The following is a 20,746-nucleotide window of genomic DNA, read 5'->3' on the forward strand; positions in this document are numbered from 1 at the left end:
ATACCCGAAGTCGCTATAAATTAGATAGCTATATCAATAGCATGCATGAGGCTTGGCAGGCAAATTCGTTGCGACATTCTTGCGACACGAGCAGCTGTAATCTTGCTGTAAGCTCTGCCCGCATTCCGTGCTGCCCCTTCCCCTGAGGAGATCTCTATGCTGATAGGCGTGCCTGCCGAAACCGCGGCTGGCGAAACCCGAGTGGCCGTGACACCCGAAACGGTGAAGAAACTGGTCGCTTCCGGGCACATCGTTCGTGTTCAGTCGGGGGCCGGCGTTGCAGCCAGCGTCACCGATGCGGCTTACCAGACCGCGGGTGCGGAAATCACCGACCAGGCCGGCGCACTGTCCGCGGACATGGTGCTCAAGGTGCGCACGCCCAGCGATGCCGAGGCTTCTCTGATGAAGCCAGGCGCCGTTGTCATCGGCATGCTCAATCCGTTCGATGCCGCCGGCCTGCAGCGCCTGGCGTCGGCGGGCATCACTGGTTTCGCCCTCGAAGCCGCGCCGCGAACCACCCGTGCGCAAAGCATGGACGTGCTCTCCTCGCAAGCCAACATCGCCGGCTACAAGGCCGTGATGATCGCGGCCGACCGCTACCAGCGCTTCTTCCCGATGCTCATGACGGCGGCCGGCACCGTGAAGGCTGCGCGCGTCGTCATCCTGGGCGTCGGCGTCGCGGGCCTGCAAGCCATTGCCACGGCCAAGCGCCTGGGCGCCGTGATCGAGGCCTCCGACGTTCGTCCGAGCGTCAAGGAGCAGATCGAATCGCTCGGCGGCAAGTTCATCGAAGTCTCCTACGACACCGATGAAGAAAAGGAAGCCGCCGTCGGCGTCGGCGGCTACGCCAAGCCGATGCCGCCGAGCTGGCTCGCGCGCCAGCAGGTGGAGGTCGCCAAGCGCGTGGCGCTGGCCGACATCGTCATCAGCACCGCGCTCATTCCCGGCCGCGCCGCGCCGACGCTCATCACCGAGGACATGGTCAAGGCCATGAAGCCGGGTTCGGTGATCGTGGACATCGCCGCCGGCAAGGGGCCAGTCAATCCCGATGGTGGCGTGGGCGGCAACTGCCCATTGTCGGAAGCCGACAAGACGGTGGTCAAGCACGGCGTGACCATCGTCGGCGAGACCAACCTCGCGGCGCTCGTGGCGGCCGATGCGTCGGCGCTCTATGCGCGAAACGTGCTCGACTTCCTCAAGCTCATCGTCACGAAGGAAGGTGCGCTCAAGATCGACCTCGAAGACGACATCGTCGCCGCCTGCCGCGTCACGCAGGACGGCCAGGTCACGAAGAAATAAAGCGAACAGCGAACAGCGAACAGCGAACAGCGAACAGCGAACACGCCGAGGAGAACAAGCGCCATGGATCCCGTTTCCCACACAGTCATCAACCTGATCATCTTCGTGCTGGCCATCTACGTGGGCTACCACGTGGTCTGGACCGTCACACCCGCGTTGCACACGCCGCTGATGGCCGTGACCAACGCGATCTCGGCGATCGTGATCGTGGGCGCCATGCTGGCGGCCGCGCTCACCACCACGCCGCTGGGCAAGACCATGGGCGTGCTCGCGGTGGCCCTGGCTGCTGTGAACGTCTTCGGCGGCTTCCTCGTCACGCGGCGGATGCTGGAGATGTTCAAGAAGAAAGACAAGAAAGCCGCGCCGAAGGCCGAAGAGGGAGCCACCAAGTGAGCATGAACCTCGTCACGCTGCTGTACCTGGTTGCCAGCGTCTGCTTCATCCAGGCCCTGAAGGGCCTGTCCCATCCCACCACGTCGATCCGCGGCAACATCTTCGGCATGACCGGCATGGCGATTGCCGTGCTCACGACCATCGCGCTGATCCACGGACAGGCGCGCTCGCTCAACGTCGACTTCGGCACGGGCCTGGCATGGGTGCTGGCGGCCGTGGTGGTCGGCGGCGGCCTCGGGGCATTCATGGCCAACAAGGTCGAGATGACCAAGATGCCCGAGCTGGTCGCCTTCATGCACAGCATGATCGGCCTGGCCGCGGTCTTCATCGGCGTGGCCGCGGTGGCCGAGCCCTGGGCCTTCGGCATCACCGCCGCGCCCGTGGCCGCGCTCATCGGCGCGCAGACGCCGGACGGCGCCGTCATCCTCGACGGCTTCGTGCGCTATGCCATTCCCGCGGGCAACCGGCTCGAGCTCTTCCTGGGCGCGGCCATCGGCGCCATCACCTTCAGCGGCTCGGTCATCGCCTTCGGCAAGCTCTCGGGCAAGTACAAGTTCCGCCTGTTCCAGGGCGCGCCGGTGCAGTTCTCGGGCCAGCACATGCTCAACCTCGTGCTGGGTCTACTGACCGTCGCGCTGGGCCTGGTGTTCGTCTTCACCGAGAGCTGGCCCGCGTTCTTCGCGATGCTGGCGCTGGCCTTCGTGATGGGCGTCCTCATCATCATCCCGATCGGCGGCGCCGACATGCCGGTAGTGGTGTCGATGCTCAACAGCTACTCGGGCTGGGCGGCCGCGGGCATCGGCTTCAGCCTGAACAACGCGATGCTGATCGTGGCCGGTTCGCTGGTGGGTTCCTCCGGCGCGATCCTGAGCTACATCATGTGCAAGGCGATGAACCGCTCGTTCTTCAACGTGATCTTGGGCGGCTTCGGCGGCGATGCCACGGCGGCCACGGGTGGCGCCAAGGAACAGCGCCCGGTGAAGACCGGCAGCGCCGACGACGCGGCCTTCGTGCTCGGCAATGCCGAGACGGTGGTGATCGTGCCGGGCTACGGCCTGGCCGTCGCACGCGCGCAGCATGCGGTGAAGGAGCTTGCAGCCAAGCTCACCGAGAAGGGCATCACCGTCAAGTACGCCATCCACCCGGTGGCGGGCCGCATGCCCGGCCACATGAACGTGCTGCTGGCCGAGGCCGAGGTGCCCTACGACCAGGTGTTCGAGATGGAAGACATCAACGGCGAGTTCGGCCAGGCCGACGTGGCGATCATCCTGGGCGCCAACGACGTGGTGAACCCCGCAGCGCACACCAAGGGCAGCCCGATCTACGGCATGCCCATCCTGGAAGCCTACAAGGCCAAGACCGTCATCGTGAACAAGCGCTCCATGGCGGCGGGCTACGCCGGCCTGGACAACGAACTCTTCTACATGGACAAGACCATGATGGTCTTTGGGGATGCGAAGAAAGTAGTGGAAGATATGGGCAAGGCCATCGAATAGGCCGGCGATCCGGGCCCGCTGCAATGCGGGCCAGATCATCGCGGCGCCGTATCGAGCGCCGTTTTCGTTTCAGTTACCCGCAAGTTTTCAGACCTGGAGGAGACACATCCATGACCGACCGCCCCTGGCTCAGCAGCTATCCGCAAGGCGTGCCCGCCGACATCGACGCTTCGCACTATTCCTCGCTGGTCGGGCTCATGGAAGAGAGCTTCACCAAGTACGCCGACCGCACCGCCTACAGCTTCATGGGCAAGGACGTCACCTACGCGGAGACCGACAAGCAGAGCAAGGCCTTCGCGGCGTACCTGCAGGGCCTGGGCCTGGTCAAGGGCGACCGCGTGGCGGCGATGATGCCCAACTGCCCGCAGTACCCGATCGCGGTGGCGGCCATCCTTCGCGCAGGTCTGATCCTGGTGAACGTGAACCCGCTCTACACGCCGCGCGAGCTGGAACACCAGCTCAAGGACTCGGGCGCCAAGGCGATCGTGATCATGGAGAACTTCGGCACGACGCTGCAGCAATGCATCGCGGCCACGCCCATCAAGCACATCGTGCTCGCCTCGATGGGCGACCGCCTCGGTTTCCTCAAGGGCACGCTGGTCAACTACGTGGTGCGCAACGTCAAGAAGATGGTGCCGCACTTCAGCCTGCCGGGCGCCGTGCGTTTCAACGACGCGCTCGAAAAGGGCGCGGGCCGCACGCTGCAGACCCCGAGCATCGGCCCGGACGACGTGGCGGTGCTTCAGTACACCGGCGGCACCACCGGCGTGTCGAAGGGCGCGGTGCTCCTGCATCGCAACGTGATCGCCAACGTGCTGCAGTCCGAGGCCTGGAACGAGCCCGTGATGGCGCAGGTGCCGGCCAACGAACAGCCCACCGGCGTATGCGCGCTGCCGCTGTATCACATCTTCGCGTTCACGGTCGGCATGATGCTGGGCATGCGCACGGGCGGCAAGCTGATCCTGATTCCGAATCCGCGCGACCTCGCGGGCGTGCTGAAAGAGTTGTCCAAGCACACGATCCACAGCTTCCCCGCGGTCAACACGCTCTTCAACGGCCTGGCGAACCACCCCGACTTCAACACCGTCAACTGGAAGAACCTCAAGGTCTCGGTGGGCGGCGGCATGGCGGTGCAGGCTGCGGTCGCCAAGCTCTGGCTCGAGAAAACGGGTTGCCCGATCTGCGAAGGCTATGGCCTCTCGGAGACCTCGCCTTCGGCCACCTGCAACCCCACGAACAGCAAGGCCTACACCGGCACCATCGGCGTGCCGCTGCCGAGCACCTGGCTCAAGCTCCTGGACGACGAAGGCCATGAAGTGCCGCCGGGCCAACCCGGCGAAATCGCCATCAAGGGCCCGCAGGTGATGGCCGGCTACTGGCAGCGCCCCGACGAGACCGCCAAGGTCATGACGCCCGACGGCTACTTCAAGAGCGGCGACATCGGCGTGGTCGACGAGCGCGGCTTCTTCAAGGTGGTCGATCGCAAGAAGGACATGATCCTGGTGTCGGGCTTCAACGTGTACCCGAACGAGATCGAAGACGTCGTTGCACAGATTCCGGGCGTGCTCGAATGCGCGGCGGTGGGCGTGGTCGACGACAAGACCGGCGAGGCAGTCAAGCTCGTGATCGTGAAGAAAGAGGAGTCGCTCACCGAGGCACAGGTGCGCGAGTACTGCAGAGCAAACCTTACGGGTTACAAGCAGCCGCGAATCGTGGAGTTTCGGACGGATCTGCCCAAGACGCCCGTCGGAAAAATTCTCCGCCGCGAGTTGCGCGACGCCAAGAAGTAAGGGTTCGGCCCGGGTAGGGCCACGGCATCGATCTTGCATATTCGCGGGTCGATGTTCAGATTCATATTGACCCGCGTGAGCCTGCTGGTGCCGACCTTCATCGGCATGACGCTGCTGGCCTTCTTCCTCATCCGGCTCGTGCCGGGCGACCCCATTGAAACCATGGCCGGCGAGCGCGGGATCGATCCCGCGCGCCACGCCGAACTGCGCACCGCCTACGGCTTCGACAAGCCGATCCTCGTGCAGTACGGCATCTACATCGGCCGCGTGCTGCAAGGCGACCTGGGCAAGTCGATCATCACGCAGGACAAGGTGATGAGCGAGTTCCTCGCGCTCTTCCCGGCCACCGTGGAGCTCGGCGTGTGCGCGATTCTTTTCGCGCTGCTCCTGGGTCTGCCCGCCGGCATCCTCGCGGCCGTGCGGCGCAATTCCATCTTCGACCACGGCGTGATGGCCACCTCGCTCACCGGCTACTCGATGCCGATCTTCTGGTGGGGGCTGCTGCTGATCCTGTTCTTCTCGGTGCAGCTCGGATGGACGCCCGTTTCCGGGCGCATCGCGGTGCAGTACTTCATCGAGCCCGAGACTGGCTTCCTCCTGATCGATTCGCTGCGCGCCGGCGATACCGATGCCTTCTGGTCGGCGCTGCACCACCTCATTCTTCCGGCCATCGTGCTGGGCACCGTGCCGCTCGCGGTGATCGCGCGCATGACGCGCTCGGCCATGCTCGAAGTGCTCGGCGAGGACTACATCCGCACCGCACGTGCCAAGGGGCTCTCGCGCTTTCGCGTGGTGGGCCTGCATGCGCTGCGCAATGCGCTGATTCCGGTCGTCACGGTCATCGGGCTGCAGGTGGGCGTGCTCTTCACCGGCGCGATCCTCACCGAGACGATCTTTTCGTGGCCCGGTGTCGGCAAGTGGCTCATCGAAGCCATCGGCCGGCGCGACTATCCGGTGCTGCAGGGCGGCATGCTGCTCTTGGGCGGCATCGTGATGCTCGTGAATCTTCTCGTCGACGTTGCCTACGGCGTCATCAATCCCCGTATCCGTCGCTGAAGACCATGGCTTCCCCTGCTGCCTCCCCCACCATTCCGACGACGGGCGCCAACACCGCGCCGCCCGGCCCCTGGCGCGAGTTCTGGACCGCCTTCTCGGCGAACCGCGGCGCGGTCATCGGGCTCGTGACCATCATCGTGCTGCTGCTCGTCGCGTTGTTCGCGCCGTGGATCGCGCCGCACGCGCCCAACGAAACCAACAGCGCCGTCTTCCTGCAGCCGCCGGCATGGCAGAAGGGCGGCTCGATGAGCTACCTGCTGGGCACCGATGCCATCGGTCGCGACATTCTTTCGCGCCTCATGTACGGCGCGCGTCTCTCGCTGTCGATCGGCGTTGCCGTGGTGGCGCTGTCGGTCGTGGCCGGCGTGGTGCTGGGGCTCATCGCGGGTTTCTTCCGCGGCGTGCTCGAGATCGCGATCATGCGGCTCATGGACATCGTGCTCACGCTGCCGAGCCTGCTGCTGGCCATCGTGATCGTCGCGATCCTCGGGCCGGGCCTCATCAACGCGATGCTCGCGGTGGCCATCGTGGTGCTGCCGCACTACGTGCGCATCACGCGCGCGGCCGTGATCGCCGAGGTCTCGCGCGACTACGTGACCGCGGCCCGCGTGAGTGGCGCCGGCACGCTGCGCCTCATGTTCCGCGAGGTGCTGCCCAACTGCGCGGCGCCGCTGATCGTGCAGGCTTCGCTGGGCATCTCCACCGCCATCCTCGATGCGGCCGCACTCGGGTTCCTGGGCCTCGGTGCGCAGCCGCCGTCGCCCGAGTGGGGGACGATGCTGGCCGATGCGCGCGAGTTCGTGCTGCGCGCATGGTGGGTCGTGACCTTCCCGGGCCTCGCGATCCTCGCGGCGGTGCTGGCTTTCAACCTGCTGGGCGACGGTCTGCGCGATGCGCTCGACCCGAAGCTCAAGCGCTAGCATGAAGCACACCCCCAGGCTTGCCCACTTCGTGTGGCCTCCTGCCCCCTTGCAGGGGGCAACACCAGCGGCCCGGCAAAGCCGGTTCCGCGGTGCTTCCGCAACAGGCCTTTCGAGCTGGAATCACTGACATGCCGCTGTTGGACATCAAGAATCTGCACGTGGAATTTCCCACGCAAGGTGGCGTGCTGCACGCCGTGGACGGCGTGAGCCTCACGCTCGAAGAGGGCGAGGTGCTCGGCATCGTCGGCGAATCGGGCTCGGGCAAGAGCGTCACGATGATGGCGCTCATGGGCCTGGTCGGCTTCCCGGGTCGCGTGCGCGCGGACCACATGCGCTTCGCGGGGAAAGACCTGCTCGGCATCACCGACAAGGCGCGCCGTTCGCTGGTCGGCAAGGAGGTCGCGATGATCTTCCAGGAGCCGACCACCAGCCTCAACCCCTGCTTCACCATCGGCTTCCAGCTGATGGAGACGCTGCGGCTGCACCTGAAGCTTGACAAGCGCGATGCGAAGCGGCGCGCGACCGAGCTGCTGGAGCAAGTCGGCATTCCCGCCGCCTCGTCGCGCCTGGGCAGCTACCCGCACCAGCTCTCGGGCGGCATGAACCAGCGCGTGATGATCGCGATGGCCATCGCCTGCAACCCGCGCCTCCTGATCGCCGACGAGCCGACCACCGCGCTCGACGTGACCATCCAGGCGCAGATCCTCGACCTGCTGCGCGACCTGCAGAAGGAGCGCGGCATGGCGCTGGTGCTCATCACGCACAACATGGGCGTGGTGAGCGAGATGGCGCAGCGCATCGCCGTGATGTATGCAGGTCAAGTGATGGAGCACCAGCGCGTGGACCGGCTCTTCGCATCGCCGCAGCACCCCTACACCGAGGCCCTGCTCGCGGCATTGCCCGAGCGTGCCGCGCCCGAAGGGCGGCTTGCCACCATCAGCGGCGTGGTGCCCGGCGTGCACGACCGGCCCTCCGGCTGCCTCTTCGCGCCGCGCTGCAGCTACGTCACCACGCGCGCCTGCAACGTGCGCCCGGCGTTGCGCGAGTGGGAGGGCGCGGAGGTGCGCTGCCACTATCCGCTGGGCGAGCCGGGCCGCATCGCGGCGATCGAGCAGGACCGGCCGCAGCAGGTGCCCGTGGCGGAGGCGATCCCATGAACAACGACAAAGGCGCGCCCGGCGACATCGTGGTCGAGGCCACCAACCTGCAGCGCACCTACGACGTGCGGCGCGGGCTCTTTCGTGCGCCGGCCCATTTGCGCGCGGTGGGCGACATCTCGTTCCGGCTCGATCGCGGCCGCACGCTGGCGGTGGTCGGCGAATCGGGTTGCGGCAAGTCCACGCTCGCGCGCATGGTCGCGCTGATCGAGAGGCCGACGGCGGGGCAGCTCACGCTGGTTGGCGCCGATGCGGTGAACCCGCCGGCCGAGCGCAAGCGCGAGCTGCGCCAGGCCGTGCAGCTGGTGTTCCAGAACCCCTACGGCTCGCTCAACCCGCGCAAGAAGATCTCGGCGGTGCTCGAAGACCCGCTCGCCATCAACACCACGATGGGCAAGTCGGAGCGCGCCGCCAAGGCGCGCGAAATGCTCGCCCGCGTGGGCCTGCGCCCCGAATACGCCAACCGCTATCCGCACATGTTCTCGGGCGGCCAGCGCCAGCGCATCGCAATCGCGCGCGCGCTCATGCTGTCGCCGCGCCTCCTGGTGGCCGACGAGCCGGTGTCCGCGCTCGACGTGTCGATCCAGGCGCAGGTGCTGAACCTGCTTGCGGACCTGCAGGCCGAGCTGGGGCTCGCGTACCTTTTCATCTCGCACGACCTCGGCGTGGTGCGCCACATTGCGCACGACGTGCTCGTGATGTACCTGGGCCACGCGGTGGAGCAGGGGCCCAAGGGGCGGATCTTCGCGCGTCCGCTGCACCCGTACACGCAGGCGCTGCTGGCTTCCACGCCGGGCCTCAGCAGCCAGCGCATCGTGCTCAAGGGCGAGCTGCCATCGCCGCTGAATCCGCCCACGGGCTGTGTCTTCAACACGCGCTGCCAGCATGTGCAGCAGCGCTGCCGCGAAGAGCGCCCCCTGCTGCGCGCGCTCGACGAGCGGCTCGTAGCCTGCCACTACGCAGAGAAGTTCCTCGATGGCGCGCCACCCGTGCGCGCCGATGTTCCCGTGCTCGCCGTTCCGATGGCGACGAATTCCTAAGCAAGTTCGTTTTTTTCCAACCGTGTCTGAAGGAGTCCCTATGAAGACCCAACCCTCCGTTTCGCGCCGCTCACGAATGCTGGCGCTCCTGGCACCGACTGCGCTTGCGGCCCTTACCCTGGCCGCCGGCGCCGTGTCAGCCAAGACGCTGGTGTATTGCTCCGAAGGAAGCCCGGAGAATTTCTATCCGGGCATGAACACCACTGGCACGTCGTTCGACGTGACCACGCAGGTCTACAACACCATCGTCGAATTCGAGCGCGGCGGCACCAAGATCACGCCGGGCCTGGCCGAAAAGTGGGACATCTCGGCCGACGGCACGGTCTACACCTTCCACCTGCGCAAGGGCGTGAAGTGGCACACCACGAGCAAGAGCTTCAAGCCCACGCGCGACTTCAATGCCGACGACTTCATCTTCATGCTCGAGCGCCAGTGGAAGGAGAGCGACCCGTTCTTCAAGGTCACGAGCCAGAACCACTCGTACTTCAACGACATGGGCATGCCCAAGCTCCTGAAGTCGGTGGACCGCATCGACGACTTCACCGTGAAGATCACGCTCAACCAGGCCGAGGCGCCGTTCCTGGCCAACCTGGCGATGCAGTACGCGGGCATCCAGTCGAAGGAATACGCGATCGCCATGCTGAAGGCCGGCACGCCCGAGAAGGTGGACCAGGACCCGATCGGCACCGGCCCGTTCTATCTCGTGCAGTACCAGAAGGACGCGATCATCCGCTTCAAGGCCTTCCCGCAGTACTGGGGCGGCAAGGCCAAGATCGACGACCTCGTGTTCGCGATCACGCCCGATGCCTCGGTGCGCTGGGCCAAGCTGCAGAAGGGCGAGTGCCACGTGATGCCGTACCCGAACCCGGCGGATCTCGACGCGATCCGCAAGGACACGAATGTGCAGGTGCTGGAGCAGCCCGGCCTGAACGTGGGCTACCTCTCGTACAACACGACCAAGAAGCCCTTCGACGACGTGCGCGTGCGCAAGGCCATCAACATGGCGATCAACAAGAAGGCGATCATCGACGGCGTGTACCTCACGACCGGCGTGGCTGCGAAGAATCCGATTCCGCCGACCATGTGGTCCTACAACGACGCGATCAAGGACGATCCGTACGACCCCGAAGCCGCCAAGAAGCTGCTGGCGCAGGCGGGCTTCCCCGATGGTTTCTCGACCGACCTTTGGGCCATGCCGGTGCAGCGTCCGTACAACCCGAACGCCAAGCGCATCGCCGAGCTGATGCAGGCCGACCTCGCCAAGATCAACGTCAAGGCCGAGATCAAGAGCTTCGAATGGGGCGAGTACCGCAAGCGCCTGCAGGCCGGCGAGCACCAGATGGGCATGCTGGGCTGGACCGGCGACAACGGCGATCCGGACAACTTCCTCTACACGCTCCTGGGCTGCGCCTCGGCCAAGTCGGCAAGCGGCAGCAACATCTCCAAGTTCTGCTACCAGCCGTACGAAGACCTCGTGGTGAAGGCCAAGAGCACGGTCAAGCAGGCCGACCGCGATGCGCTCTACAAGAAGGCGCAAGTCATCTTCAAGGAGCAGGCGCCGTGGTTCACCATCGCGCACGCGGTGCAATTGAAGCCTGTGCGCAAGGAAGTCATCGACTTCAAGCTGAGCCCCTTCGGCCGCCACACCTTCTACGGCGTGGACATCAAGTAAGCGGTGATTGCGCCCATCGGCATCGTCGCGGCGATGCACGAGGAGCTGAAGGCGCTCCTCGCGCTGATGCCCGACGAGCAGCGCGTGCGCGTTGCCGGGCGCGACTTCTGGGTGGGCCATTTGCATGGGCAACCCGTGGTCGCGGTGCTTTCGCGCATCGGCAAGGTCGCGGCGGCGGTGACGGCCACGGTGCTGCTCGAACGCTTCGGCGTGCGGGCCATCGTGTTCAGCGGTGTTGCGGGCGGGCTCGCGCCGGGCGTGGATGTGGGCGATGTCGTCGTGGCGACCGAGCTGCTTCAGCATGACATGGATGCCTCGCCGCTCTTTCCGAAATACGAAGTGCCCTTGATGGGCATTTCGCGTTTCACGGCCGACGTTGCGATCAGCGATGCATTGGCTGATGTGGCCGAAGAGACGCTGCGCGATCCGGTCGCGTTGGTCGGGCGGGACGCTGTCGACGAGTTCGGCCTCCGTTCACCGAAGGTGCATCGCGGCTTGCTGATCAGTGGGGACCGTTTCGTGTCGACCGCTGCCGAAAGCGAAGCGCTGCGCCGCCAGCTGCCCGATGCGCTCGCGGTGGAAATGGAAGGCGCCGCAGTGGCGCAGGTGTGCCACGACTACGGCGTGCCTTTCGCGGCGATGCGGACCATTTCGGACCGCGCCGACGACGAAGCCCACGGCGACTTCGCGCGCTTCGTCGCCGAGGTCGCGAGCCGCTACAGCCTCGCGCTGGTCGGCGCGTGGCTCGCGCGGCAACCGGCTACTTGAGCCAGCCGCGCCGGCGGAAATACCACATCGGCACCAGCGCGCTCGCTGCCATCAGCACGATGGCATACGGGTAGCCCATGGCCCAGTCGAGCTCGGGCATGAACTTGAAGTTCATGCCGTAGATGCTCGCGATCAGCGTGGGCGGCAAGAGCGCCACGCTCGCCACCGAGAAGATCTTGATGGTCTTGTTCTGGTTGATGTTGATGAAACCGACGGTCGCATCCATCAGGAAGTTGATCTTGTCGAAGAGGAAAGCCGTGTGGTTGTCCAGCGATTCGATGTCGCGCAGGATCTGCCGCGCCTCCTCGAACTGCTCGGCATTGAGCATCTTGCTGCGCATCATGAAGCTGACCGCGCGGCGCGTGTCCATCACGTTGCGGCGGATGCGGCCGTTCAAGTCTTCCTGCCGCGCAATGAGGCCGAGCACCTCGCCGGCCAGCTCGTCGGTGACGTTGCCCGAGAGCACTTTCTTGCCGGCCACTTCGAGCTCGTCATAGATGTTCTCCAGCGTGTCGGCCGAATATTCGGCGTCGGCGTCGAAGAGCTTGAGCATCACTTCCTTGGCGTCCTCGATCAGCCCCGGCGCGCGGCGTGCGCGCATGCGCAGCAGGCGGAACACGGGCACGTCCTCGTCGTGGATCGAGAACAGCACGCCGCGGCTGCGCAGATCCGTGTTGTGCTGGTTCAGGATGAAGGCGACGCGCACCGTGCGCGGGTCTTCGTCGTCGTCGATCAGGAAGTCGGAGCGGATGTGCAGCTCGCCGTTGTCTTCCTCGTAGAAGCGGGCCGATTCCTCGATGTCCTCGTCCATCGCGTCTTCGGGAATCGAGAGGCCGTAGTACTGCTTGATCCAGCGCTTTTCCTCGAGCGTGGGCGATTCGAGGTCGACCCAGATCGGCTGGAACTTGGAGAGCTCTTCGAGCGACTCGATCTCTTCCTGGACGAGACGGCCGTTGGCGAGCGTAAAGATGTTGAGCATGGGCTCACTCCCGGAGATGACTGAAACGGTGGGCGAGGGAGGGGCGCTTTCAATTCCCAGGCCCGGCGCGGAGCGTCAGAAGGGAGTTGAAAGCTGCCGAGACGGGGCGGTTTCCATGGGGGAGTCTCCGGTTGCAGCGAGGCGCGATTATGTCACCGGCCACGAGGCGGCGAGGCCCCCGGACTGGACGTACATACAGTAAAGTCGTGCCCCATGCAGACCGCTGCGCCCCCCGTCATTTCCACTGCGCCCAAGCCCCCGGCCACGCAAGCCGAGCGCCTGGCTGCGGCGCTGGCCACGCTCAACGACGACCAGCGCGCTGCGGTCGAGCACGGCGTCGGCGCTGCGTTGGCTGACGATCACCGCCCCCTGCTGGTGATCGCCGGCGCCGGCTCCGGCAAGACCAGCACGCTGGCGCACCGCGTGGCGCACCTGATCTCCGACGGGGTCGATCCGCAGCGTCTGCTGCTGCTGACCTTTTCGCGCCGCGCCGCGCAGGAAATGGAGCGCCGTGCGGGCCAGGTGCTGGCGCGGGTGCTCGGGCTGAAGTCGGAGCGCCCGCCTGCGCTCCCGTGGGCCGGCACCTTCCACGGCATCGGGGCGCGCCTGCTGCGCGAATACGCCGGGCAGATCGGCCTGGACGAGAACTTCACCATCCACGACCGCGGCGATGCCGAAGACCTGATGGGGCTGGTGCGTCACGAGCTGGGCCTGTCGTCAACGGTGAACCGCTTCCCGCGCAAGGGCACGTGCCTGTCGATCTACTCGCGCTGCGTGAACACGCGCGCCTCGGTGGCCGATGTGCTGAAAGAGGCCTTCCCCTGGTGCGGCGAATGGGAAGCCGAACTCAAGACGCTGTTCGGCGCGTACGTGGAGGCCAAGCAGCAGCAGAACGTGCTCGATTACGACGACCTGCTGCTCTACTGGGCCGAAATGGTCGCCGAGCCCGCGCTGGCCGAGGCCGTGGGCGCGCGCTTCGACCATGTGCTGGTCGACGAGTACCAGGACACCAACCTGCTGCAGGCCTCGATCCTCCTGGCGATGAAGCCCGACGGGCGCGGCGTCACGGTGGTGGGGGACGACGCGCAATCGATCTACTCGTTCCGCGGCGCGACGGTGCGCAACATCCTCGACTTTCCGGCGCAGTTCAGCCAGGCCGCACGGGTCGTCACGCTGGAGCGCAACTACCGCTCGACGCAGCCGATCCTGGACGTGTCGAACCGCGTGATCGCGCAGGCAGCCGAGCGCCACGCCAAGACGCTCTGGACCGACAAGCCCTCCGCCGGCAAGCCGCAACTGGTGCTGGTGCCCGACGAGGCGGGGCAGGCGCGCTGGGTGGCCGACAAGGTGCTCGCGCACCGCGAAGGCGGCCTCGCGCTCAAGTCGCAGGCGGTGCTGTTTCGCACCTCGTCGCACAGCGCGGCGCTCGAGCTGGAGCTGGCGCGCCGCAACATCCCGTTCGTGAAGTTCGGCGGCCTCAAGTTTCTCGAAGCCTCGCACGTGAAGGACCTGCTCGCGGTGCTGCGCTTCGCCGAGAACCCGCGCGGGCGCATGGCGGGGTTTCGCGTCACGCAGCTGATCCCCGGCATCGGGCCCGTCACCGGCACGCGATTGCTCGACGCGATGGACCAGGCGGCCGACCCCGCGGCGGCCGTGCGCGACTTCGTGCCGCCGTCCGCGGCGCGCGAGCAGTGGGCGGGCTTTGCCGAAACCTACGCCGCGTTGCGCGCGCCGACGCTGGCGTGGCCGGCCGATGTCGAACTGGCGATGGACTGGTATCTGCCGCACCTGGAGCGGCTCTACGACGACACCTCCGGCGTGCGCCGCCAGGACGTGGAGCAGCTGGTGCGCCTGGCCGCGGGCTACGGCTCGCGCGAGCGCTTCCTGACCGAACTCACGCTCGATCCGCCCGAGGCCACGAGCGATCGCCCCGGCCCGCCGTTGCTGGACGAGGACTACCTGATCCTCTCGACCATCCATTCGGCCAAGGGGCAGGAGTGGAACTCGGTGCATGTGCTCAACGTGGTCGACGGCTGCCTGCCCGCCGACGTGGCCCAGGGCGCGCACGAACTCGAGGAAGAACGGCGCCTGCTCTACGTCGCGATGACGCGGGCCCGCGACCACCTGCACCTCCTCGTGCCGCAGCGCTTCTACGTCACGCAGCAGGCGGTGCGGGGCGACCGGCACCTGTATGCCAACCGGACGCGCTTCATCATGGAGTCGGATCTCGCGGGCTTCGAGCAGCAGACCTGGCCACCGCCGCCGGTGCGCGCGCCCGCGGTGCCGCCGCCCACCGCCGTGATCGACCTGCGCAACCGGATGCGCGCGGCCTGGCGCTGAATCGGCTGGCCCTTGGCCCGGCAGGGTCACCGGGGGAAACGCTCTTTAACACTTGCTGGCAAAGCGCCGCGAAGGCGGGCCAGCATGTGTGGACAGCTATGGAATCAATAGCGGATTGAAGCAGGCTCCGCGCGCCCTCGCCACCCGGAGAACCCGGGTATTGCAATACCGTGACAGCTTGGGCATAGTGAATCGACCGACCCCTCTTTCTCCTCCCTTCCTCCCCCTCTCCCCCCAAAACCACACCTGTTTCGCCGGCCACGCTCCATCCTGGAGCGGGGTCATTTCCCCAACCGTCAATTCTCAGGAGGTCATTCATGAATTTGACGATCAGCGGTCATCACCTCGACGTCACCCCTGCCTTGCGCACTTACGTCACGAGCAAGCTGGACCGGATCACACGGCATTTCGACCAGGTGGTCGATGTGAAGGTGATCCTCACGGTGGAAAAGCAGAAGGAAAAGGAACGCCGCCAAAGGGCGGAGTGCAACATTCACGTCAAGGGCAATGACATGTTCGCGGAGTCGAGCCACGCTGATCTCTACGCTGCGGTCGATGAACTGGTCGACAAGCTCGACCGCCAGGTGGTTCGCCACAAGGACCGCCTGCAGGACCACCATCACCTGGCGCCCAAGCGCGTGATGTGAGCACCGGGCGAGCCCCTTCGAGGGGCCCGTCGGCACCACAGGCCGCCTTCGGGCGGCCTTTTGCTTTTCCGACTGTCGCCGGGGGGCTTTGGGTTTTTTGCCCGGTCTCTGCCTGTGGCAGCGAGGCCTCCGGGCAACATGTAAATAGAAAGTAGATAGGAGGGACTGGGGGTTTTTACCAACCGGGTGCATAATCGCCCCCGCTCTGCCCCCACCATGAATCGCCTCGCGTCCATCCTGCCGCCCGCCCAAGTGCTTGTGAGCGTTGACGCTACCAGCAAGAAACGTGCTTTCGAAGAAGCTGGCCTTCTGTTCGAAAGCCTTCATGGCCTGGGACGCGCCCTGATCACCGACAGCCTGTTTGCGCGCGAGCGCCTCGGCTCCACCGGCCTCGGCCACGGCGTTGCCATTCCGCACGGCCGCATCAAGGGCCTGAAGGCCCCGATGGCCGCGGTGTTCCAACTGGCCAACCCCATCGGTTTCGATGCTCCGGACGAGCAACCCGTCGCCCTCCTGATCTTCCTCTTGGTGCCCGAAGCGGCCACGCAGAAGCACCTGGAAATCCTCTCTGAAATCGCCGAGCTGCTGAGCGATGCCGGCCTGCGCGAACAGATCAAGTCCAGCACCGATGCGGCCGCCTTGCACGGCCTGATCGCCGGCTGGCAGTCCACGCAAGTCGCATAGAGGTGACTCGCCCCCAGGCTTCGCGTACTTCATGTCGCTTCGCCAGCCCCCTTCCGGGGCAATGCCAGCGGCCCGGCAGAGCCGGTTCCGCGGTATTCTGGCCGGCTTCCAACCAGGCGCCGAGCGCCGCCTTCTGAACGCATGAAGCCGACCGTCATCAGCGCCGATGCCATGTTCGAGGAGTTCCGCGGGTCGCTCCGCTGGGAATGGCTCGCAGGGCTCGGCGCATCAGAGCGCCAGTTCGATCCCGAGGTCATCAGCCGCGCCCAGTCGGCTGCCGACCTGGTCGGCTACCTCAACTACATCCACCCGTACCGCGTGCAGATCCTGGGCGCCCGCGAAGTGGCTTACCTGACGCGCGGCAGCCCCGAAGACTGCGCACGCCGCATCGCCCGCATCGTCACATTGGAGCCGCCGATGCTGGTGCTGGCCGACGGCCAGGCCGCGCCCGACGAACTGCTGTCGATCTGCGAGCGCGCCCAGCTGCCGCTATTCGCCACGCGCGAATCGTCGGCCTTCGTCATCGACCTGCTGCGCGCCTACCTGTCCAAGCACTTCGCCGAACGCACCTCGATGCACGGCGTGTTCATGGACATCCTGGGCATGGGCGTGATGATCACGGGCGAATCGGGCCTCGGCAAAAGCGAGCTGGGCCTCGAACTGATCTCGCGCGGCAACGGCCTGGTGGCCGACGATGCGGTCGACCTCTACCGCATCAACCAGAACACCATCGAGGGCCGCTGCCCCGACCTGCTGCTGAACCTGCTCGAAGTGCGCGGCATCGGCCTCCTGGACATCCGCGCGATCTTCGGGGAGACGGCAGTGCGCCGGAAGATGCGCCTGAAGCTCATCGTGCACCTGGTGCGGCGCGACAGCTTCGAGCGCGACTACGAGCGGATGCCCTCGGCGCCGCTCACGCAGGACGTGCTGGGCATCCCGGTGCGCAAGGTCATCATCCAGGTGGTGGCGGGGCGAAATATCGCCGTGCTGGTCGAGGCCGCGGTGCGCAATTCGATCCTGCAGTTGCGGGGTATCGACACGTACGCCGATTTCGTGGCGCGCCACCACAAGGCGATGGAAAACGGCCGCGACAGCGACTGACGCCGTCTTTTTCGACCGCTCAGCGCTTCGCTACGCAGTCGCCGCAGAGCCCGTAGAGCGACATGGCGTGGTCCTGCAGGATCCAGCCCTTGTCCTTGGAGATCATCTGCTGGCGGCGCTCGATCTCGGCGTCGTAGAACTCCTCGACCTTGCCGCACGAGGTGCAGATCAGGTGGTCGTGGTGCGTGCCTTCGTTCAGCTCGTAGACCGCCTTGCCGCTCTCGAAATGACTGCGCTCCAGGATGCCGGCCTGCTCGAACTGCGTCAGCACGCGGTAGACGGTCGCCAGGCCGATGTCGGAATGCTCGTTGAGCAGGACGCGAAACACGTCTTCGGCCGTCATGTGCCGCTGGCTGCCGGTCTGGAAGATTTCCAGAATCTTCAGGCGTGGCAAGGTGGCCTTGAGGCCGGTGTTCTTGAGTTCGTCGATATTGGCCATTGATGGTTCCTGCGCCCTGTGCCGCGGTCAGGTCCTGAAAAGGTCAGCCGCTACAATGGCCGATCATATCGCTACCCCCTTTTCCTCCCATGCCTGCCATTCTCCAACGCCGTCCCTGGCTGCTGGCTGCTGCCGTCGCCGCGACGCTCTGCCTCGGTGCCTGCAGCGGTTTCAGCGATCGCACGCGGGGCGCGCTGTCCGCGGTCACCCCTTACAAGGTCGAAGTGGTCCAGGGCAATTTCGTGTCGAAGGAACAGGTCGCGGCGCTCAAGCCCGGCATGTCCCGCCAGCAGGTGCGTGAAATCCTCGGTACTTCGCTGCTGAGCGACGTGTTCCACGCCAACCGCTGGGACTACGTGTTCACCATCCGCCGCCAGGGCGTGGAACCCCAGGAACGCCGCCTGACCGTGTTCTTCAACGGCGAACTGCTCGACCGCTTCGAAGGCGGCGAGATGCCCAGCGAAGAAGAATTCGTCGCCACGCTGGACACCCGCAAGAAATCCGGAAAGATTCCCCAGCTCGAGGCCACCGAAGACGAGCTCAAGAAATTCGCGCCGGCCAAGGACGAGAAAGCCGACGCCGCCGCATCGGCCTCCCAGCCGCCGCTGCCGGCCGCCTACCCCCCGCTCGAAGCCGCGCGCTGAGCGCAGCAGGTGCGGGCGGCGCCCGCCGAGTCAGGCGGCGTCCGTCCGGTGCCCTTCTTGGTTCCAGTGGCCTCTCGGCCCTCCTGAAGACTGAATCCGCGTGACCGAACCTACCTCCTCTTCCTCCCTCTCCGCCACCCCCGCGCTGCGCCGCATCGCCATTGCCGGTGCCTCGGGCCGCATGGGCCACATGCTGATCGAGGCTGTGCGCAACGCGCCCGACTGCCGCCTGGCCGGCGCCCTGGACATCGCCGGAAGCGAGGCCATCGGCGCCGATGCCGCGGCCTTCCTGGGTTTCACGAGCGGCGTGCCCATCGTGGCCGACCTGCGCACCGGCCTCCAGGACGCGCAGGTGCTCATCGACTTCACCCGCCCCGAAGGCACGCTCGCCCACCTGGCGGTGTGCCGCGAACTGGGCGTGCAGGCGGTCATCGGCACCACCGGCTTCAGCGATGCCCAGAAGGCCGAGATCGCCGAGATCGCGAAAGACGTCGCGATCATGCTGGCCCCCAACATGAGCGTGGGCGTCAACGTCACCTTCAAGCTGCTCGAAATGGCGGCCAAGGCGATGGCGACCGGCTACGACATCGAGATCATCGAGGCCCACCACCGCCACAAGGTCGATGCGCCCTCGGGCACCGCGCTCAAGATGGGCGAAGTCATCGCCGATGCTCTCGGCCGCGACCTGAAGGAATGCGCCGTCTACGCCCGCGAAGGCATCACCGGCGAGCGCGACCCCTCGACCATCGGCTTCTCGGCCATCCGCGGCGGCGACATCGTGGGCGACCACACCGTGCTGTTCGCCGGCATCGGCGAGCGCATCGAGATCACGCACAAGTCGTCCAGCCGCGTGACCTACGCGCAGGGCGCCCTGCGCGCGGTGCGCTTCCTGGCCGAGCAGAAGGCGGGCCTGTTCGACATGTACGACGTGCTGGGTCTGCGCTGAAATGACGGCTCCCCGGCTTGCCACTTCGTGTGCCTCGCCACCCCCCGTGGGTGAGGCGCGACTCGCCTTGGGGCGGCCCGGCGGCGGTCGCGGCGCCCGATGAGCGTGCTCCAGCTGCTGACCCAGGGCGACGGCGTCAGCCGTTCGGTGGCGGCGCTGCTGCTGGCGATGTCGATCGCCAGCTGGGTCGTGATCCTCTGGAAGGCGTGGCTCCTGCGCGGCGGCACGCGCGACGTGCTGCGCGGCATCGCGGCGTTCTGGCAGTCGGCCACGCTGGCCGACGCCGAGCAGAAGCTCAAGGCATTCGACCGGGCTACGCTGGTGCTGCCGGCGGTCGTGGCCCTCAAGAACGCGGCGGCCCTCAATGCCAGCGGCACGCTGGGCGCCACGGGCGACCGCAACCAGCGCCTGACGCGCGCCCTGCGCGATGCACTCCACGGCGCGCTGCGGCGGCTACAGGCCGGACAGATTCTTCTCGCGACGGTCGGCGCCACGGCCCCCTTCGTCGGCCTCCTGGGCACGGTCTGGGGCATCTACGGTGCGCTGACGGGCATCGCGGGCCAGACCGGCGGCTTCACCATCGACAAGGTGGCCGGCCCGGTCGGCGAAGCGCTCGTCATGACGGCCTTCGGCCTGGCCGTCGCTATTCCGGCCGTGCTGGCCTACAACGTCTTCGGCCGTGTTATCGGCCGCGTCGAAGCCGAACTCGAAGGCTTCGCGCACGACCTGCTCGGCAGCTTCGGCGATGCTCCGGCACCCGCCGCGCCACCGCCGGCACGGCCGATGCCCGTCTAGGCAGGCCGCAGGACGCGCCATGGCCTTCGGACGCACTTCGCTAGGCAGCAGCGCCGCAGGCGGCGGCCGTGCCACGGGCGCCGGCGGGCAGCGACCGCTCTCCGACATCAATGTCACCCCGCTGGTCGACGTGATGCTGGTGCTATTGGTCATCTTCATCATCACCGCGCCGCTGATGGCCAGCTCGATCAAGCTCGACCTACCGCAGACCGATGCCGGCCAGCCCAACGACACGCCCAAGTTCGTGAGCCTTTCGGTCGATGCCTCGGGCAAGGTCTTCCTGAACGACAAGCCCGTGACCGACGAAGAGCTGGCCACCCAGCTCGAAAAAGCCGCCGCGGACAGCAAGGACACCGAGGTGCAGCTGCGCGCCGACCAGACCGTGCCTTACGGCAAGGTGGTGGCGCTCATGGGCATCGCGAACAAGGCTGGGTTGAGCCGCATCGGGTTCGTGACCGAGGCCGAAGCGGCCGCTGAAAAACCACGCTGATCCTGGCTTTGCTCCTTCCCCCTCTGGGGGAAGGTTGGGATGGGGGCAAGCGGCGTTCGTTCAGCGCAGTGCTTTGTCAGCCGCCGC

General features: G+C 66.4%; 20 protein-coding genes. 18 read left to right on the plus strand and 2 right to left on the minus strand.

Going from position 1 to position 20,746, the window contains the following annotated elements:
- The first annotated feature begins 156 nt into the window (after positions 1 to 156).
- From RT97_RS23765 to RT97_RS23810, 10 genes are all read left to right on the plus strand, one after another.
- Positions 157 to 1,299 carry a Re/Si-specific NAD(P)(+) transhydrogenase subunit alpha gene (locus tag RT97_RS23765; protein WP_042581305.1) on the plus strand — a complete coding sequence of 381 codons (1,143 nt, stop codon included), beginning with the start codon at positions 157 to 159 and terminating at the stop codon, positions 1,297 to 1,299.
- Positions 1,300 to 1,362: 63 nt separating this feature from the next.
- Positions 1,363 to 1,692, plus strand: a complete 330-nt coding sequence (locus RT97_RS23770) for an NAD(P) transhydrogenase subunit alpha (RefSeq protein WP_042581306.1) — start codon at positions 1,363 to 1,365, stop codon at positions 1,690 to 1,692.
- Positions 1,689 to 3,188 (plus strand): NAD(P)(+) transhydrogenase (Re/Si-specific) subunit beta, encoded by a 1,500-nt coding sequence (locus RT97_RS23775; protein ID WP_042581307.1) that lies wholly within the window; start codon positions 1,689 to 1,691, stop codon positions 3,186 to 3,188. Before RT97_RS23770 ends, RT97_RS23775 begins: the two co-directional genes overlap by 4 nt.
- 110 nt (positions 3,189 to 3,298) lie before the next feature.
- On the plus strand, positions 3,299 to 4,978 hold the full coding sequence (locus RT97_RS23780) for a long-chain-fatty-acid--CoA ligase (RefSeq protein WP_042581308.1): 1,680 nt from the start codon (positions 3,299 to 3,301) through the stop codon (positions 4,976 to 4,978).
- A gap of 51 nt (positions 4,979 to 5,029) precedes the next feature.
- Positions 5,030 to 6,034 (plus strand): ABC transporter permease subunit, encoded by a 1,005-nt coding sequence (locus tag RT97_RS23785; RefSeq protein WP_042581309.1) that lies wholly within the window; start codon positions 5,030 to 5,032, stop codon positions 6,032 to 6,034.
- Positions 6,035 to 6,039: 5 nt separating this feature from the next.
- On the plus strand, positions 6,040 to 6,954 hold the full coding sequence (locus RT97_RS23790) for an ABC transporter permease subunit (RefSeq protein ID WP_042581310.1): 915 nt from the start codon (positions 6,040 to 6,042) through the stop codon (positions 6,952 to 6,954).
- Positions 6,955 to 7,085: 131 nt separating this feature from the next.
- On the plus strand, positions 7,086 to 8,114 hold the full coding sequence (locus RT97_RS23795; RefSeq protein ID WP_042581311.1) for an ABC transporter ATP-binding protein: 1,029 nt from the start codon (positions 7,086 to 7,088) through the stop codon (positions 8,112 to 8,114).
- Positions 8,111 to 9,154: a dipeptide ABC transporter ATP-binding protein gene (locus tag RT97_RS23800; RefSeq protein WP_042581312.1), complete on the plus strand. Its 1,044-nt coding sequence runs from the start codon at positions 8,111 to 8,113 to the stop codon at positions 9,152 to 9,154. Before RT97_RS23795 ends, RT97_RS23800 begins: the two co-directional genes overlap by 4 nt.
- Before the next feature lie 40 nt (positions 9,155 to 9,194).
- Positions 9,195 to 10,826, plus strand: a complete 1,632-nt coding sequence (locus RT97_RS23805) for an ABC transporter substrate-binding protein (protein ID WP_042581313.1) — start codon at positions 9,195 to 9,197, stop codon at positions 10,824 to 10,826.
- Between the two features lie 3 nt (positions 10,827 to 10,829).
- On the plus strand, positions 10,830 to 11,594 hold the full coding sequence (locus RT97_RS23810; protein WP_042581314.1) for a 5'-methylthioadenosine/adenosylhomocysteine nucleosidase: 765 nt from the start codon (positions 10,830 to 10,832) through the stop codon (positions 11,592 to 11,594).
- Here RT97_RS23810 and corA read toward each other — a convergent pair.
- Positions 11,587 to 12,573 (minus strand): magnesium/cobalt transporter CorA, encoded by a 987-nt coding sequence (corA, locus tag RT97_RS23815; RefSeq protein WP_013538896.1) that lies wholly within the window; start codon positions 12,571 to 12,573, stop codon positions 11,587 to 11,589. The genes RT97_RS23810 and corA overlap by 8 nt on opposite strands.
- A 213-nt stretch (positions 12,574 to 12,786) precedes the next feature.
- Here corA and RT97_RS23825 point away from each other — a divergent pair, with 213 nt between their 5' ends.
- From RT97_RS23825 to hprK, 4 genes are all read left to right on the plus strand, one after another.
- The gene (locus tag RT97_RS23825) at positions 12,787 to 14,913 is read left to right on the plus strand and encodes an ATP-dependent helicase (RefSeq protein ID WP_042581316.1); all 2,127 of its coding nucleotides are present in this window, start codon (positions 12,787 to 12,789) and stop codon (positions 14,911 to 14,913) included.
- Between the two features lie 317 nt (positions 14,914 to 15,230).
- Positions 15,231 to 15,560, plus strand: a complete 330-nt coding sequence (gene hpf / locus RT97_RS23830) for a ribosome hibernation-promoting factor, HPF/YfiA family (RefSeq protein WP_042581317.1) — start codon at positions 15,231 to 15,233, stop codon at positions 15,558 to 15,560.
- Between the two features lie 216 nt (positions 15,561 to 15,776).
- Entirely contained in the window at positions 15,777 to 16,244 is a 468-nt protein-coding gene (locus tag RT97_RS23835) for a PTS sugar transporter subunit IIA (protein ID WP_042581318.1), read from the plus strand.
- A 141-nt stretch (positions 16,245 to 16,385) separates the two neighbouring features.
- On the plus strand, positions 16,386 to 17,345 hold the full coding sequence (gene hprK / locus RT97_RS23840; RefSeq protein ID WP_042581319.1) for an HPr(Ser) kinase/phosphatase: 960 nt from the start codon (positions 16,386 to 16,388) through the stop codon (positions 17,343 to 17,345).
- A 19-nt stretch (positions 17,346 to 17,364) separates the two neighbouring features.
- On the opposite strand, the gene fur is transcribed toward hprK, so the two are convergent.
- Positions 17,365 to 17,784 (minus strand): ferric iron uptake transcriptional regulator, encoded by a 420-nt coding sequence (gene fur / locus RT97_RS23845; RefSeq protein ID WP_042581320.1) that lies wholly within the window; start codon positions 17,782 to 17,784, stop codon positions 17,365 to 17,367.
- A gap of 89 nt (positions 17,785 to 17,873) precedes the next feature.
- On the opposite strand from fur, the gene RT97_RS23850 reads away from it, so the two are divergent.
- From RT97_RS23850 to RT97_RS23865, 4 genes are all read left to right on the plus strand, one after another.
- Positions 17,874 to 18,428: an outer membrane protein assembly factor BamE gene (locus RT97_RS23850; RefSeq protein WP_042581321.1), complete on the plus strand. Its 555-nt coding sequence runs from the start codon at positions 17,874 to 17,876 to the stop codon at positions 18,426 to 18,428.
- A 145-nt stretch (positions 18,429 to 18,573) separates the two neighbouring features.
- Positions 18,574 to 19,374 carry a 4-hydroxy-tetrahydrodipicolinate reductase gene (dapB, locus tag RT97_RS23855; protein ID WP_437184107.1) on the plus strand — a complete coding sequence of 267 codons (801 nt, stop codon included), beginning with the start codon at positions 18,574 to 18,576 and terminating at the stop codon, positions 19,372 to 19,374.
- 99 nt (positions 19,375 to 19,473) lie between these two features.
- A complete protein-coding gene (locus tag RT97_RS23860) occupies positions 19,474 to 20,169 on the plus strand; it encodes a MotA/TolQ/ExbB proton channel family protein (RefSeq protein ID WP_042581322.1) in 696 nt (231 codons plus the stop codon).
- A 19-nt stretch (positions 20,170 to 20,188) separates the two neighbouring features.
- The gene (locus tag RT97_RS23865) at positions 20,189 to 20,659 is read left to right on the plus strand and encodes an ExbD/TolR family protein (protein ID WP_042581323.1); all 471 of its coding nucleotides are present in this window, start codon (positions 20,189 to 20,191) and stop codon (positions 20,657 to 20,659) included.
- The last annotated feature ends 87 nt before the right edge of the window (positions 20,660 to 20,746 follow it).

The organism is Variovorax paradoxus, from assembly GCF_000834655.1.
Lineage (GTDB): Bacteria > Pseudomonadota > Gammaproteobacteria > Burkholderiales > Burkholderiaceae_C > Variovorax > Variovorax paradoxus_F.

What these genes read in the sequence shown, in the direction of transcription:
- RT97_RS23765 (WP_042581305.1), top strand. Translation starts at nt 157, where the DNA reads ATGCTGATAGGCGTGCCTGCCGAAACCGCGGCTGGCGAAACCCGAGTG.
- RT97_RS23770 (WP_042581306.1), top strand. Translation starts at nt 1,363, where the DNA reads ATGGATCCCGTTTCCCACACAGTCATCAACCTGATCATCTTCGTGCTG.
- RT97_RS23780 (WP_042581308.1), top strand. Translation starts at nt 3,299, where the DNA reads ATGACCGACCGCCCCTGGCTCAGCAGCTATCCGCAAGGCGTGCCCGCC.
- RT97_RS23785 (WP_042581309.1), top strand. Translation starts at nt 5,030, where the DNA reads ATGTTCAGATTCATATTGACCCGCGTGAGCCTGCTGGTGCCGACCTTC.
- RT97_RS23790 (WP_042581310.1), top strand. Translation starts at nt 6,040, where the DNA reads ATGGCTTCCCCTGCTGCCTCCCCCACCATTCCGACGACGGGCGCCAAC.
- RT97_RS23795 (WP_042581311.1), top strand. Translation starts at nt 7,086, where the DNA reads ATGCCGCTGTTGGACATCAAGAATCTGCACGTGGAATTTCCCACGCAA.
- RT97_RS23800 (WP_042581312.1), top strand. Translation starts at nt 8,111, where the DNA reads ATGAACAACGACAAAGGCGCGCCCGGCGACATCGTGGTCGAGGCCACC.
- RT97_RS23805 (WP_042581313.1), top strand. Translation starts at nt 9,195, where the DNA reads ATGAAGACCCAACCCTCCGTTTCGCGCCGCTCACGAATGCTGGCGCTC.
- corA (WP_013538896.1), bottom strand. Translation starts at nt 12,573, where the DNA reads ATGCTCAACATCTTTACGCTCGCCAACGGCCGTCTCGTCCAGGAAGAG.
- RT97_RS23825 (WP_042581316.1), top strand. Translation starts at nt 12,787, where the DNA reads ATGCAGACCGCTGCGCCCCCCGTCATTTCCACTGCGCCCAAGCCCCCG.
- hpf (WP_042581317.1), top strand. Translation starts at nt 15,231, where the DNA reads ATGAATTTGACGATCAGCGGTCATCACCTCGACGTCACCCCTGCCTTG.
- RT97_RS23835 (WP_042581318.1), top strand. Translation starts at nt 15,777, where the DNA reads ATGAATCGCCTCGCGTCCATCCTGCCGCCCGCCCAAGTGCTTGTGAGC.
- hprK (WP_042581319.1), top strand. Translation starts at nt 16,386, where the DNA reads ATGAAGCCGACCGTCATCAGCGCCGATGCCATGTTCGAGGAGTTCCGC.
- fur (WP_042581320.1), bottom strand. Translation starts at nt 17,784, where the DNA reads ATGGCCAATATCGACGAACTCAAGAACACCGGCCTCAAGGCCACCTTG.
- RT97_RS23850 (WP_042581321.1), top strand. Translation starts at nt 17,874, where the DNA reads ATGCCTGCCATTCTCCAACGCCGTCCCTGGCTGCTGGCTGCTGCCGTC.
- RT97_RS23860 (WP_042581322.1), top strand. Translation starts at nt 19,474, where the DNA reads ATGAGCGTGCTCCAGCTGCTGACCCAGGGCGACGGCGTCAGCCGTTCG.
- RT97_RS23865 (WP_042581323.1), top strand. Translation starts at nt 20,189, where the DNA reads ATGGCCTTCGGACGCACTTCGCTAGGCAGCAGCGCCGCAGGCGGCGGC.